The organism is Acinetobacter sp. BEC1-S18-ESBL-01 (assembly GCF_014169935.1).
GTDB classification, from domain to species: Bacteria; Pseudomonadota; Gammaproteobacteria; order Pseudomonadales; family Moraxellaceae; genus Acinetobacter; species Acinetobacter pittii.
Genome location: NZ_AP022302.1, coordinates 876,167 through 889,794, shown reverse-complemented (window position 1 = coordinate 889,794; position 13,628 = coordinate 876,167). Strand labels below are relative to the sequence as shown.

Sequence of the window (13,628 nt, the reverse complement as noted above, 5' to 3'; positions counted from 1 at the left end):
TGGATAAAATTTTATCAATCTACTCTTAAGTTAAATGTCTTAGAGAATTCTTATAAATTAAATTAATTGAAAAATCTTTAAATCGTAATTAAACCAATAATGATTAATTTTTCCTTCATTTGAAATGACATTAAAACTATTTGGAACATGATAATGCAAACGGCTAGAAGTCGCTGTTCCTGCATGAATATCATAAATAGGATGATTTATCTTTAAATGATAAATTTGCGTTAAATCATATACAGCGGTTTTATGTAAATGACCGTGTAACATTCCAAATAGTCCCGTTGTACTCCATTTTTCGAGTGCCATTTTTCCTAATACAGGACAATCTTTAATACCATGCTCATCATCAGGTGGAGTATAAAAAGGTTGATGGAAAACAACTAATTTGATTTTATCCGCTGGCGCTTGCTGTAATCGCTCATATGTAGTTTGAATTTGCTCAATCGAAATATGTCCACGAGTATGATAACGACGGCGAATACTATTCACCCCAACAATATAAAAATGTTCAGTTTCTAAAGTTGGTTCAAGCTGGCCAAAAAAATATTGGTAGCGAGTAAATGGTGAGAAAAAACGGTTCCAGACATGGTACAACGGAATATCGTGATTACCAGGAACAACAAGATAAGGAATATTAAGGCTATCTAAAAACTGACGGCATTTATAAAACTGTTGATATCGGGCACGTTGAGTAATATCACCACTCACCACAATGACTTCAGGTTTATGTTGAGTGCAAAAAAGTCGGATTGCATCTAAACATGCCTCAACTTCTGTTCCAAAATGCAGATCAGACAGATGTAACAACATTTGGCACCATAATATTTAAAGCATTCTTTTCTACAGAGAAATTTAAAGGTGCTTTCATCTCTAATATTTCACCATCTAAAGCTACTGTAAGTTTTGATCTTTTTGCACAATCTACCACCACATGATCTGCACAAAAACTATAAACATCTTGTGTCTCTTCTACTTTGCCTTGAATCCACTGCCACAACATGTTTAATAAACTAAGCCTATCACTTTTCGTAATGACCACTCCAGCGACTCGACCTTGTGCTGCACATTCGGCAATTCTTAATTTCATATCACACAACTGCAACTGGTTATTACCAAAGAAAATTAGAGGGGTTTTAACTGGATATTTCTTCCCATCAACTGTGACGGAAAGTTTCATGGATTTATTTTCTCTTAATAAAACATCCAGAGCTGAGGTATAGGCATGTAAAGGTAAGCGTCCTAAATATTTATTATAAAGCTCACGTTTTTTTATAAATAATGGATAAAGTCCTAAACTTGCATTATTTAAATAAACATGGTCATTAATTGTCGCAATATGTACAGAGCGTGGTGTACCTGTAGCGATGACTTCAGCAGCTTCTAACAAATCCAAAGGAATATCTAAAACTTTAGCGACATAATTAAAAGTTCCCAAAGGTAATATTCCCATAGGGATATGAGTATGTCTAAGTTTTGATGCTACCGCATTTAATGTTCCATCCCCACCCGCTGCAACAACAACACCTAAGTTTGCATTTTGGCTATGCCGATGAATTACTTGACTCATCAAATCATCAAAAGAAACATCTTCCGCTAATTCAAAAACTTGTATTTCAAAACCAAATTCGGTGAACACGGTCATTAACTGTTCATACATATCTTCATGTTTTGACGCATGAAAACCCGACTTTTGGTTATAAATGATAGAGAGAGGTTTTAAAGTCCGCATTTTTATTATCTTAGAGGGATTCATCCTGAATATTGTATATAAAAACACCTAATAAAAGTCTCTTTATGTAAATTTTGAATGAAGATCATTTGTTTAATCAATAATAATTCTCAAGAAAAAAATAAGAATCAAGATATTGATTTTTAAAGAAATAAATAATATAAATAACACACATACAACATAAAAATATTGAGTATAAGATATTGCAAAAAAACTGCAAGTTAATGATTTAAATAAGAAAAATTCAAAAAAGTAAAATATCTATTTCTTAGTCTTTAGTCTTATTTTTTTTATGATTTTGTGCTTTAATACAGCCACTTTTTTATTTGATCTTTCATTGTACCTCTCAATGAATGACTTGTACGTTGTACATATTTTGAATAGGCCTCACCATGACCACAGTGAACGCACCAGAATTCGTTCGTCATCCTAAGCTTATCGCATGGGTTGAAGAAATTGCAAACTTAACCAAACCAGCAAAAATCGAATGGTGTGACGGAAGCGAAGAAGAGTATCAACGTCTAATCGACTTGATGATCGCTAACGGCACCATGCAGAAATTAAACCAAGAAAAACATCCTGGTTCTTATCTTGCAAATTCTGACCCATCTGACGTTGCACGTGTTGAAGACCGTACTTACATCTGCTCTCAAAATAAAGAAGATGCTGGTGCGACAAACAACTGGGAAAACCCAGCTGTTATGCGTGAAAAATTAAATGGTTTATTTGAAGGCTCAATGGAAGGCCGTACCATGTACGTTGTTCCTTTCTCAATGGGTCCTTTAGGTAGCCATATTGCTCATATCGGCATTGAGTTAACTGACTCTCCTTACGTTGCTGTTAGCATGCGTAAAATGGCACGTATGGGTAAAGCAGTTTATGACGTATTAGGTACAGACGGCGAGTTTGTTCCTTGTGTACATACAGTAGGTGCTCCACTTGCTGAAGGCCAAAAAGACGTTGCTTGGCCATGTAACCCTGAAAAATATATCGTTCATTACCCAGAAACTCGTGAAATCTGGTCTTTCGGTTCTGGTTACGGCGGTAACGCATTACTTGGCAAAAAATGTTTAGCTCTTCGTATCGCTTCTGTCATGGGACGCGAACAAGGTTGGTTAGCTGAACACATGCTTATTCTTGGTGTGACTAACCCTCAAGGTGAAAAACACTACATCGCTGCAGCATTCCCGTCTGCATGTGGTAAAACAAACTTTGCAATGTTAATTCCACCAGCAGGTTATGAAGGTTGGAAAATCGAAACTGTAGGTGACGATATTGCGTGGATCAAACCAGGTGAAGATGGTCGTTTATATGCGATTAACCCTGAAGCTGGTTTCTTCGGTGTAGCTCCTGGTACAAACACCAAGACTAACCCGAACTGTATGGCAACTCTTCATAAAGATGTTATCTATACAAACGTAGCGGTAACTGAAGATGGTCAAGTATGGTGGGAAGGTCTTTCTAAAGAAGTTCCAACAAACTTAACTAACTGGAAAGGTCAACCTCACGTAAATGGTGAAAAAGCAGCGCATCCAAATGCTCGCTTCACTGTTGCAGCTGGTCAATGCCCTTCTATCGATGCTGACTGGGAAAATCCAGCAGGCGTTCCAATTTCTGCATTTATCTTCGGCGGTCGCCGTGCAGATACGGTTCCTTTAGTTTCTGAAGCTTTCGACTGGGTTGACGGTGTATATAAAGCGGCAACTATGGGTTCTGAAACTACTGCTGCTGCTGTTGGTCAACAAGGTATCGTTCGTCGTGACCCATTCGCGATGCTTCCATTTGCTGGCTATAACATGGCTGACTACTTTGATCACTGGTTAAGCCTTGGTCAACAAGTAAGCACAAAAGCTGAAGCAGCTGGTAATAAATTACCAAAAATCTTCAATGTAAACTGGTTCCGTCGTGATGCTGAAGGCAACTTCGTATGGCCTGGTTTCGGTCAAAACATGCGTGTTCTTGAGTGGATCATTGATCGTTGTGAAGGTCGTGCAAACGCTGTTGAAACACCAATTGGTCTTGTTCCAACATATGACGACTTGAACTGGGAAGGTACTGAATTCTCTAAAGAAGAATTTGACCTAATCACAGCTCAAGATAAAGATCAGTGGATTACTGAAATTGAAAGCCACACTGATTTATTTAATAAACTCGGTGATCGCTTACCGAAAGCATTAAAAGAACGTCAAGCAGCTTTACTTGAAGCTGTAAAAACTGGCTTCTAATTGCTATATATAAAAAAGGTCGCTATATGCGACCTTTTTTATTATGCGGCATCATCTTTTTGTCGACGCTCAGATAAATAAGCTTCTAATACTTTTACTTGTTTTTCATCAAATGCCAGACCTAGTTTTGTTCTACGCCACAATATATCCTCAGCAGTAGTTGCCCATTCATATTCACATAAATATTTGACTTCGCATTCAAATAAGTCATGTCCAAAATTCCGACCTAATTGCTCTACTGCATTTCTCTCTTGGAGCATATTCCAGACTCTTGTACCATATGCATGCGCCCAACGGTTGGCAAGTGACTCAGACACTCCACTTATACGTGACTGAATCTGATGCGTTAAATCCTCTAAGGTTGTCCAGTTTTCAGCGCCAGGTAATGGCTCATCTGCAGTCCACTCTTCTGCCATATCATTAAAAAATGCAGACAGATGATCTAAAGCAGCTTCGGCTAATTTTCGGTAAGTTGTGATCTTGCCACCAAACACAGATAATAATGGCACCTTTCTCTCTTCTGCTTGTAGCGCCAAAGTGTAGTCACGTGTAATCGCTGAAGGATTATCAGACTCATCATCACATAAAGCACGCACACCGGAGTACTGGCTTACAATATCAGTTCGAGTTAACTGCTTTTTAAAATGTGAATTGGCCACTGTTAAGAGGTAATCAATTTCTACCTCTGTGATCTCTACCTTTTGTGGATCACCTATATATTCTTGATCTGTCGTACCAATCAGTGTATATTTTTCTAAATATGGAATTGCAAACACGATGCGTCGATCTTCGTTTTGCATAATGAAGGCTTTATGACAGTCATATAATTTTGGCACAACAATATGACTTCCTTGGATCAGCCGAATTCGATAGGGCGATTTTAGCTTCAGATTTTCACTAATAATTTCTTCAACCCAAGGACCAGCTGCATTCACTAAAGCTCTTGCACGTACCTGATAAAACTCTGCTCCGCTTTGTAACTCCAGATGCCACAACTCTTGTTCCCTATAAGCTTTAATACAACGCGTACGGGTTACGACTTTGGCACCTTTCTCTTTGGCCTGTAATGCATTTAACACCACAAGACGTGCATCATCTACAGTACAGTCAGAATATTCAAAGCCACGTGTGATAGCTGGTTTTAAAGGACTATCTTCTTTGAAGTAAATAAGATTTGAACCTAATAATTTTTCTCGTTTTCCCAAGTGATCATAAAAAAACAGCCCAGCACGAATCAACCATGCAGGGCGTAAATGTGGTCGATGAGGCATAATAAAGCGCATGGGTTTAATAATATGTGGAGCTTTAACCAATAGCACTTCACGCTCTGCTAGAGCTTCTCTAACCAATCTAAATTCTTTATGTTCTAAATAGCGCAGACCACCATGAATTAATTTGCTGCTAGCAGATGAAGTGTGACTAGCTAAATCATCTTTTTCACATAAAAATACCGATAGTCCACGGCCTGCAGCATCATTAGCGATACCAACACCATTAATACCGCCACCGATCACGGCAATGTCATATATTTTTGAATAATCATTAGGCTGTATTTTCATTTCTCATTTTCTTTTTATTGTTGATCTTATAAAAATTAAAACACCAAATTGAAGAAACAACAATCAAAAAAGTAGAATAATCAATTTTAAATAACCAAGTATTTAACCGTTAATTAATTACCCTACTATTGAATTCAACCAGTTAAAGAACGAATTAATCCTCAGCCCAACTTTGACTACGCTTAACTGCCTTGAGCCAACCCTTATAAATAATTTCTGATTGTTCAGAAGACATTTTTGGCTCAAATACCTTTTCTATAGCAGATTTATTCCTTAACTCATGTAGATCTTGCCAGAAACCCGTCGCCAGTCCAGCAAGAAAAGCTGCACCCAAAGCTGTGGTTTCTTTCATTATTGGACGTTCTACTGGTGTTGCTAAAATATCAGCCTGAAATTGCATTAAGAAATTATTTTCCGTCACTCCCCCATCAACACGGAGTGTACGGAGCTCTTCTTCTGCATCTTGCTGCATTGCATCTAAAACATCTCGGGTTTGAAAAGCAATAGACTCTAAAGTTGCACGAATAATATGTTCAATACTAGCCCCACGCGTAAGTCCAAAAATAGCTCCACGCGCTGTTGGGTCCCAATACGGTGCGCCTAACCCTGTAAAAGCAGGTACAACATATACACCGTTACTGTCTTTCACACGTGTTGCATAAAGCTCAGAGTCTTTAGCATTCTTAATGACCTTTAATTCATCGCGTAACCACTGAACGCAAGAACCACCATTAAACACAGCACCCTCTAAGGCATAGTTCACCTCACCATTCGCACCACATGCAATAGTAGTTAGTAATCCATGTTCTGAGCGGACAATCTTCTTACCTGTATTCATTAATAGAAAACAGCCTGTGCCGTAGGTATTTTTTGCCTGACCAGACTCAACACACATTTGACCAAACAGTGCGGCTTGTTGATCACCTGCAATTCCTGCGATTGGAATACCAACTTCTTGCCCACTAATGGTATGTGTATATCCATAAACCTCAGATGAGCTACGTACTTCGGGTAACATTGCTCGAGGAATCTCTAAAACTTGTAAAAGTTTTTCATCCCATTCAAGCTTTTCAATATCAAAAAGCATGGTTCGCGAAGCATTGGTAAAGTCAGTAACATGGACCGCACCATTGGTGAGTTTCCAAATTAACCAAGTGTCCACTGTACCGAACAACAACTCTCCTCGCTCAGCGCGTTCACGACTTCCTTCAACATGGTCTAAAATCCATTTAATTTTTGTGGCTGAAAAATATGGATCAATTACCAATCCCGTTGTTTTACGGATGTATTCTTGCCATCCTGCTTTATGTAGTTGATTGCATATTTCAGTCGTCTGTCGGCTTTGCCAAACAATCGCATTGTAAATCGGCTTGCCCGTTTTTTTATCCCAAACAACTGTGGTTTCCCGCTGATTTGTAATCCCAATTGCTGCAACTTGTTCACTCTTAATACCTGCTTGAGCTAAAGCTTCTACCCAAACAGCACTTTGCGTAGCCCAAATTTCCATAGGATCATGCTCGACCCAGCCAGGCTGAGGATAAATCTGAGTAAATTCTTTTTGAGCAATACTGACAACATTAGCATCATGGTCTAAAACAATTGCTCTTGAGCTTGTTGTTCCCTGATCAAAAGCAACAATATATTTTTTCGGGCAATTTGACATCTGAATGTCCCTTTCATTATTCACACACATCTAGTCCACAATGCCAAAACATTATGTCTAACTGTATTTATTCAAAATTTTCTTTGGAATATATCATTATTTTTAAGATATACAGGAATTCTTCGCCCAAACATTACTCATTCTTTATCAGTTTTTTACTACTTGAGAAAAATAATATGCAACATATGAGAATTAGATGATGAAAATATATTGATCGGCTAAATTGAAATCACATAAATATTCAACTTATTCCTTTGCTTAAATAATAAACATTGTTTTACAGACATAAAAAAAATAAAGTGAAATACTCCTCTAGAAAATATGTAAAAACGGAATAAATCTTCTCTTTTTTAGCATTCAACCCAAGCGAAACATGGAGCGACTCATGGTTGATCAACCTTCTACCGCAACAACTCCACATTCTAATTTAGATACAAAAACTCGTCTAAAATCAATTTTGGGCGGTTCTGCCGGTAACCTTGTTGAATGGTACGACTGGTATGTATATGCAGCATTCACGCTCTATTTTGCTCATGCTTTTTTCCCGAAAGGTAGCCAGACGGCTCAGCTCCTTCAAGCGGCCGCAATTTTTGCTGTAGGCTTTTTAATGCGTCCCATCGGCGCATGGATTATGGGAATCTATTCAGACCGTAAAGGACGCAAAGCGGGTCTTACGCTTTCCGTCACTTTAATGTGTATAGGTTCGCTGCTTATTGCCGTGACGCCAAGTTATGAAAGTATTGGTGTATTTGCTCCTCTTCTTTTAGTTGTCGCCCGTTTAATTCAAGGCTTAAGTGTAGGCGGTGAATATGGTGCTAGTGCTACCTATTTAAGTGAAATGGCTGAAAGAAATCGACGTGGTTTTTTCTCTAGCTTCCAATATGTAACATTGATTGCTGGCCAGCTCACAGCCCTATGTGTTCTATTAATATTACAAATGGTATTAACTGAAGAACAACTACATGATTGGGGATGGCGTATCCCATTCTTTATTGGGGCTTTACTTGCTATTGTAGTTTTCCGTATTCGACGTGGCCTACTAGAAACTCAATCTTTTAAAAATGCTCAGGCAGAAACAGACCAGCCTAAATCAGGCATGTTTGCTTTATTTAAACATTACCCTAAAGAAGCTTTTACAGTATTGTTTTTAACCGCTGGCGGGACTTTAGCTTTTTATACTTACACGACTTATTTGCAAAAATATTTGGTCAATACTTCTGGATTTACTAAACCTGAAGCCACTCAAATTACAACTTTAGCGCTATTTATTTTTATGTGTCTACAGCCTGTAGCGGGTGCTCTGTCGGATCGCATTGGTCGAAAACCCCTTATGATTTTCTTCGGAATAACAGGTGTTTTATTCACATACGTTTTATTTGATGCACTTGCAAATACACATAATTACTGGACAGCTTTCTGGTTATGTTTTGGGGGTCTCGTAATGGTGACTGGTTACACTTCAATTAATGCTGTAGTTAAAGCCGAGCTCTTCCCTGCACACATTCGCGCTCTAGGTGTTGCATTACCTTACGCGATTGCCAATACATTATTTGGCGGAACAGCAGAGTTCTTTGCTTTAAGTTTTAAAGAAGCTGGGCATGAATCTTGGTACTTTATTTATGTAAGTATCATGATCTTCATTTCTCTCATTATTTATATTTTTATGAAAGACACCAAGCATCACTCAAAAATTAAAGAACACTAATATTTTATCAATAAGGGCTAATATCGTTCGCCGATGTTAGCTCAAATCATGAGATTAAGCCCCAACAACCTTTGTATTTTATGAGATACTAGCTATAAGAAAATAAGGACGATACTGATGAATAGAAGTATTTTATGCTTGGCATTAAGTAGTATGTTTGTTTTAACTGCTTGTCAGACTACCCCTCGACAATATAATGGTTCAACTGGATACCAGATTGAAAACCAAACAAAAACTTCGGCGACTTTAGCTTACACTTTAGCGGGTCGTAATAACCAGCAACTCGATGAACGTAAATTACAACGCGCTTGTCAGAATGTGCTAGGTGCTCAGAAAGTTTATAAATTATCAATTTTGAGTATCAATGAAATTCCTAATCCAGCGAAAGATGAGCATTATGGAATTCAACTCGGCGAAACTCGTGCTTCTTTTGGCTTATCAAATACACCTAGCTTAAATAATGGTGAAGACTATGCGACTCGCCAAGCGCTTGAAGCACGTCCAAGCACACTAAAAGTTGTTCGTTATACTTGTTCATAAAATAAAAAAGACGCTGTTCTTTTACAGCGTCTTATAAAAACTTACATTTCTAAACTCTTTAGCTTCATCTAGATCTGGCCATGTAGAAGCACTTCTTTCTTCAATTTTTTCATATTTGGGATGACTAAAGTTTTTAACACGGCTATCAGCCACCCAGACTTCTGGCGCAAACTTTAAAAATTCATCTAAGAAAAAGCGGTTACATTGATCGTATAAAACATCAGCTGCCAATAAAACATCAACTTGCTCAGCCTTATATAAATCATCTAAATATTCTAGCTCAACATTATTAAGTAAAGCGTTTTCACGGCAAGCATTCAAACTAACTTGATCGATATCACAGCAGATGACTCGTTTCGCTCCTGCCATTTTTGCAGCAATTGCGACGACACCAGAACCCGCTCCAAAATCCAAAACAACTTTATCCTTAACATGGTCCGGCTCTGCAAGTAACCACTGCGCCATCGCTAAACCAGATGCCCAACAAAAAATCCAATACGGCGTATCATTCCAAATACGACGAATAACTTCATCATCTAAGCGATCAGTTGAAAAAACTGGTGGAATTAACCATAAAGAAATAGGCGTTTCAGGCAACTGTTGTGCCATCAACTCACAATTGGGAATAACTTCATTCAGTGCTTGAAGTAAATGTTCAGGGGCTTTGGACAGTTGAAAGGTGCAGCTCATCAGATTTCTTTTAATTCATTTTTATAACAAGCATAACAGAGTCATTCCATTATGATTTGAATTTTTAGAATAACCTTCGGTTGGACCTACTTTTCTTTCGGGAAAAGTAGGCAAAACCATTGTCATCCGCAAAACTCGGCAGATACTCTCTAGAATCGAAAGCATCGCAGAAACATTAAATTTTTAACGTATTTCTGCCTCAAACAATTGCGGATGACGGTTACGCGTATCAAATAACAGCCTAGCGTTAATTAAATTAACCTAAAGCTTTTTCAGCAGCTTCTACAGTTTGACGAATCAAAGTTGTAATGGTCATTGGACCAACACCACCTGGTACTGGTGTATAAGCAGAAGCAATTTCTTCAATACCTTGTAATTGAATATCACCTACGCCACCGCCATCACGAGGATGGAAACCAGCATCTACAACCACTGCACCTTGTTTAATCCAGTTTTTTTGGATAAGTTCAGCTTTACCAACTGCACCCACAATAATGTCAGCTTGTTTCACAAGCTCAGGTAAGTTTTGTGTGCGTGAATGGCAAATCGTTACTGTTGCATTGGCTTGCAAAAGCATCATTGCCATTGGTTTACCTAAAATTGCAGAACGGCCAACCACAACCGCATGTTTACCAGCAATTTCGATATTGTTTTCTTTTAAAATGGTCATGATGCCAGCAGGAGTCGCTGAACCATATGCCGCTTCACCCATAGCCATACGGCCAAAACCAAGACAGGTTACACCATCAACATCTTTAGCTAATGAGATTGCATCGAAACATGCACGCTCATCAATTTGCTCTGGAACTGGATGTTGTAAAAGAATGCCATGTACATCTGGGTTAGCATTAAGTTTTTCAATTTCAGCTAATAATTGTTCTGTTGTCGTTTCTTGTGGCAATTCAATTTTTAAAGAATCCATGCCTACTCGACGGCAAGCATTTCCTTTCATGCGTACATAAGTTGCAGATGCACCATCATCCCCAACTAAAATAGTCGCCAAAATTGGGGTACGACCTGTTTTAGCTTTTAAAGCTTCAACACGTACTGACAAATTTTCTTCAATTTGCTTTGCTAATGCGCGACCGTCTAAAACCAATGCCACAGCACATCTCCAAGGTAGACATGAATTTAATGTGCCAATAATACATGATTATTTGGACAAATTTATTCTAGATGTTGCTTTTATGTTCATCTTATCTCAAAACAGTATTGTTTTTTTTGTAAAGGTTGCTAATATGTGCATCACCAAATGTAGGCGGGGTGGCAGAGTGGTCATGCAGCGGACTGCAACTCCGTGGACGCCGGTTCGATTCCGACCTCCGCCTCCAAATTTGGTAAAGCCCGGGTGGTGAAATAGGTAGACACAGGGGATTTAAAATCCCCCGCCCACAAAGCGTGCCGGTTCGAGTCCGGCCCCGGGCACCATTTTCTAGTACAGAAATTGGTGTCGTAAAGAATCCAGCGAAAGCTGGTTTTTTTATGTCTAAAAAAAGGATACTTATTAGCATCCCTTTCTCGCCCCATATATTTAAGCAGTTTTTTGCTTATCTTTTTCAGGTGTTAAATTCGCATCCAACACCAATTGATAACCTCGACTAGAATCTACTTTATATTCTGCATTTTTAATTGAATCTACAAAAATCCAATCCGACAGCACCTGCTTATCATCTAGTGTAACCATCAAATAACCCCGCTGATTTAAATTACAATATGCCAATTCATCGATAAGCGTCGTAAAGGCAAATTCAAATTGCTGCAACTGAGCTAGCGGAATACTTAAATATTTTTCAAGACCCGGTGAAGAAACCGAACTTGTCGCCAGTTCAACCCCGACATATTCACCCTTTTGGCTATATAAGTAAGATGTCCACGCATTATGGGTATCGCCTGCCAAAACAATAATTTTCTTATTAAACTCTGCCAATTTAGTGTAAAAGAACTCTCGCTCAGCATAGTAACCATCCCAAGCATCAAGGTTATATGGAACTAAAGTTGTGACTCGAGCTTTTTCTTGAACAGTTAAAGTTGGATCACCCTGCTCTAATCGTAATTTTAATGTGACTAATTCTGTAATTTGCGCATTCATTTTAGCTAACGTATCTGGCGATGTTCCGCCTGAAGTAATTTGCCCCAGCGATGCCAACAACTCAGCAGGAATCCACATTTTACTCATTAAGACTTGCTGTCCCACAACATTCCATGTTGCAGTTGAACTTTGTAAGACACCTACTATATTTTTCTCTTTACTACCTAATAACCACTCACGCTGAGTTTCACCCATTAAGGTCCGCATTGGATTAGTCAAATCTGCTTGGAATTTTGCAATATCCAAACCATTTGCTGTTATATACTTGCCATAATCCAACTGCTCATCACGGGCAATAATGCGAGTATCTAACATCATTAAATTGACAAGCCCCCCAAAATCAAACCGGCGATAAATCTTAGTATGCTGATCATCGATAGGACGGATAGGCATCCATTCAAAATAAGCTTGTAAAGCCGCTAGCTTTCTTTCTAAAAACTTACCTTCATTCTTTGCTTTTGGAGTTTCTTCCGTATGATTCTCAGCCCCTTCACGCCAAGTATCATTTGCTAACTCATGGTCATCCCAAATTACAATAAAAGGATGACGCTGATGAGCGGCCTGTAAGTCTTTATCTTGACGATACAGCGCATAACGCTTGCGATAACCATCTAACTCAATAATTTCTTTATTATTATCGGACGGTAAAGTACGGCCCAGCTTTGCAGCATCTTCTGTCGCATAGCCATCAGCCCCATATTCATAAATATAATCGCCCAAATGAATCACTACATCCACGTTCTGTTTTGCCATTTCACGATAAACGTAAAAATAACCCGCAGGATAATTAGAACAAGAACATACTGCAAAGCTAACCTTATTAGTAGTTACAGGTAAAGTTTTAGTTTGCCCTATTGGCGAGACTTTACTACCAAATCGAAAGCGATAATAATAAGTCGTACCTGCTTGTAGACCTGTTGCATCCACCTTCACGGTAAAATCGTCAGTTTTAGTCGTTTGAACCGTACCAGTCTTTAAATTCTGCTTGAACTGATCATCGGTAGCAATTTCCCAAGTCACCTTAAGAGGTGCACTAAGGTCTACTGGTGTTAAACGCGTCCATAAAATTACTTTATCCTGCAATGGGTCACCACTTGCTACACCATGAAGGAAATCTGCTTGTGCTTCTGGACTTTCATCATCGGAACCATCGTTACACCCCGTAAAAGCTACAGGCAAAGATAGCGCCCCAAAACCAAATAAACTTTTTTGAATTAATTCTCGGCGTGAAATTTTCTCTGACATAAAATTACCTAAGTTTTAAGCAATGAGTGTCTTAAATTTAGGTAGATAAGATGAACAACTGATCTCAGTTTAATGAACAAATCATGACATAAACTGGTCAATTTATATAAATACCAACAAGAACTGATTGAAAATAAAGCAAACACTCTGATTTTCTCTTGCCAATCGCGCACTTGT

10 protein-coding genes and 2 tRNA genes are annotated in these 13,628 nt (G+C 38.5%); 5 read left to right on the top strand and 7 right to left on the bottom strand.

From position 1 onward, the window contains the following. Nucleotides 1–57: 57 nt before the first annotated feature. Together H7R46_RS04240 and H7R46_RS04235 are read right to left on the bottom strand one after the other, a co-directional pair. Complete coding sequence (locus tag H7R46_RS04240) at nt 58–816, bottom strand: metallophosphoesterase family protein (protein ID WP_005067625.1); 759 nt, start codon at nt 814–816, stop codon at nt 58–60. Beyond that, nucleotides 797–1,735 (bottom strand): diacylglycerol/lipid kinase family protein, encoded by a 939-nt coding sequence (locus tag H7R46_RS04235; protein WP_002115559.1) that lies wholly within the window; start codon nt 1,733–1,735, stop codon nt 797–799. The genes H7R46_RS04240 and H7R46_RS04235 overlap by 20 nt, the downstream gene beginning before the upstream one ends. A gap of 392 nt (nt 1,736–2,127) precedes the next feature. On the opposite strand from H7R46_RS04235, the gene H7R46_RS04230 reads away from it, so the two are divergent. Beyond that, nucleotides 2,128–3,960 (top strand): phosphoenolpyruvate carboxykinase (GTP), encoded by a 1,833-nt coding sequence (locus tag H7R46_RS04230; RefSeq protein ID WP_005067621.1) that lies wholly within the window; start codon nt 2,128–2,130, stop codon nt 3,958–3,960. Nucleotides 3,961–4,001: 41 nt separating this feature from the next. Here the strand turns inward: H7R46_RS04230 and glpD are convergent, their stop codons facing one another. Further along, nucleotides 4,002–5,519, bottom strand: coding sequence for a glycerol-3-phosphate dehydrogenase (gene glpD, locus H7R46_RS04225; RefSeq protein ID WP_005067619.1), 1,518 nt, complete (start codon nt 5,517–5,519; stop codon nt 4,002–4,004). Between the two features lie 154 nt (nt 5,520–5,673). Further along, entirely contained in the window at nt 5,674–7,182 is a 1,509-nt protein-coding gene (gene glpK / locus H7R46_RS04220; protein ID WP_005067618.1) for a glycerol kinase GlpK, read from the bottom strand. Between the two features lie 373 nt (nt 7,183–7,555). On the opposite strand from glpK, the gene H7R46_RS04215 reads away from it, so the two are divergent. Continuing rightward, on the top strand, nt 7,556–8,887 hold the full coding sequence (locus tag H7R46_RS04215) for an MFS transporter (protein ID WP_005803945.1): 1,332 nt from the start codon (nt 7,556–7,558) through the stop codon (nt 8,885–8,887). Nucleotides 8,888–9,004: 117 nt separating this feature from the next. After that, a complete protein-coding gene (locus H7R46_RS04210; RefSeq protein ID WP_002115580.1) occupies nt 9,005–9,427 on the top strand; it encodes a hypothetical protein in 423 nt (140 codons plus the stop codon). 21 nt (nt 9,428–9,448) lie between these two features. On the opposite strand, the gene H7R46_RS04205 is transcribed toward H7R46_RS04210, so the two are convergent. Beyond that, on the bottom strand, nt 9,449–10,117 hold the full coding sequence (locus tag H7R46_RS04205; RefSeq protein WP_005067614.1) for a class I SAM-dependent methyltransferase: 669 nt from the start codon (nt 10,115–10,117) through the stop codon (nt 9,449–9,451). A gap of 256 nt (nt 10,118–10,373) precedes the next feature. Then, nucleotides 10,374–11,222 carry a bifunctional methylenetetrahydrofolate dehydrogenase/methenyltetrahydrofolate cyclohydrolase FolD gene (gene folD / locus H7R46_RS04200; RefSeq protein ID WP_086260899.1) on the bottom strand — a complete coding sequence of 283 codons (849 nt, stop codon included), beginning with the start codon at nt 11,220–11,222 and terminating at the stop codon, nt 10,374–10,376. A 152-nt stretch (nt 11,223–11,374) separates the two neighbouring features. On the opposite strand from folD, the gene H7R46_RS04195 reads away from it, so the two are divergent. Both H7R46_RS04195 and H7R46_RS04190 read left to right on the top strand, forming a co-directional pair. After that, nucleotides 11,375–11,448, top strand: a tRNA-Cys gene (locus H7R46_RS04195). An 11-nt stretch (nt 11,449–11,459) separates the two neighbouring features. Then, nucleotides 11,460–11,545, top strand: a tRNA-Leu gene (locus H7R46_RS04190). A gap of 103 nt (nt 11,546–11,648) precedes the next feature. Here H7R46_RS04190 and H7R46_RS04185 read toward each other — a convergent pair. Continuing rightward, nucleotides 11,649–13,451 carry an alkaline phosphatase D family protein gene (locus H7R46_RS04185; protein WP_002115536.1) on the bottom strand — a complete coding sequence of 601 codons (1,803 nt, stop codon included), beginning with the start codon at nt 13,449–13,451 and terminating at the stop codon, nt 11,649–11,651. Nucleotides 13,452–13,628 lie beyond the last annotated feature (177 nt).

Bases quoted from the DNA above. Each gene is read 5' to 3' on its own strand.
- H7R46_RS04240 (WP_005067625.1), bottom strand. From the start codon at position 816: ATGTTGTTACATCTGTCTGATCTGCATTTTGGAACAGAAGTTGAGGCA.
- H7R46_RS04235 (WP_002115559.1), bottom strand. From the start codon at position 1,735: ATGCGGACTTTAAAACCTCTCTCTATCATTTATAACCAAAAGTCGGGT.
- H7R46_RS04230 (WP_005067621.1), top strand. From the start codon at position 2,128: ATGACCACAGTGAACGCACCAGAATTCGTTCGTCATCCTAAGCTTATC.
- glpD (WP_005067619.1), bottom strand. From the start codon at position 5,519: ATGAAAATACAGCCTAATGATTATTCAAAAATATATGACATTGCCGTG.
- glpK (WP_005067618.1), bottom strand. From the start codon at position 7,182: ATGTCAAATTGCCCGAAAAAATATATTGTTGCTTTTGATCAGGGAACA.
- H7R46_RS04215 (WP_005803945.1), top strand. From the start codon at position 7,556: ATGGAGCGACTCATGGTTGATCAACCTTCTACCGCAACAACTCCACAT.
- H7R46_RS04210 (WP_002115580.1), top strand. From the start codon at position 9,005: ATGAATAGAAGTATTTTATGCTTGGCATTAAGTAGTATGTTTGTTTTA.
- H7R46_RS04205 (WP_005067614.1), bottom strand. From the start codon at position 10,117: ATGAGCTGCACCTTTCAACTGTCCAAAGCCCCTGAACATTTACTTCAA.
- H7R46_RS04185 (WP_002115536.1), bottom strand. From the start codon at position 13,451: ATGTCAGAGAAAATTTCACGCCGAGAATTAATTCAAAAAAGTTTATTT.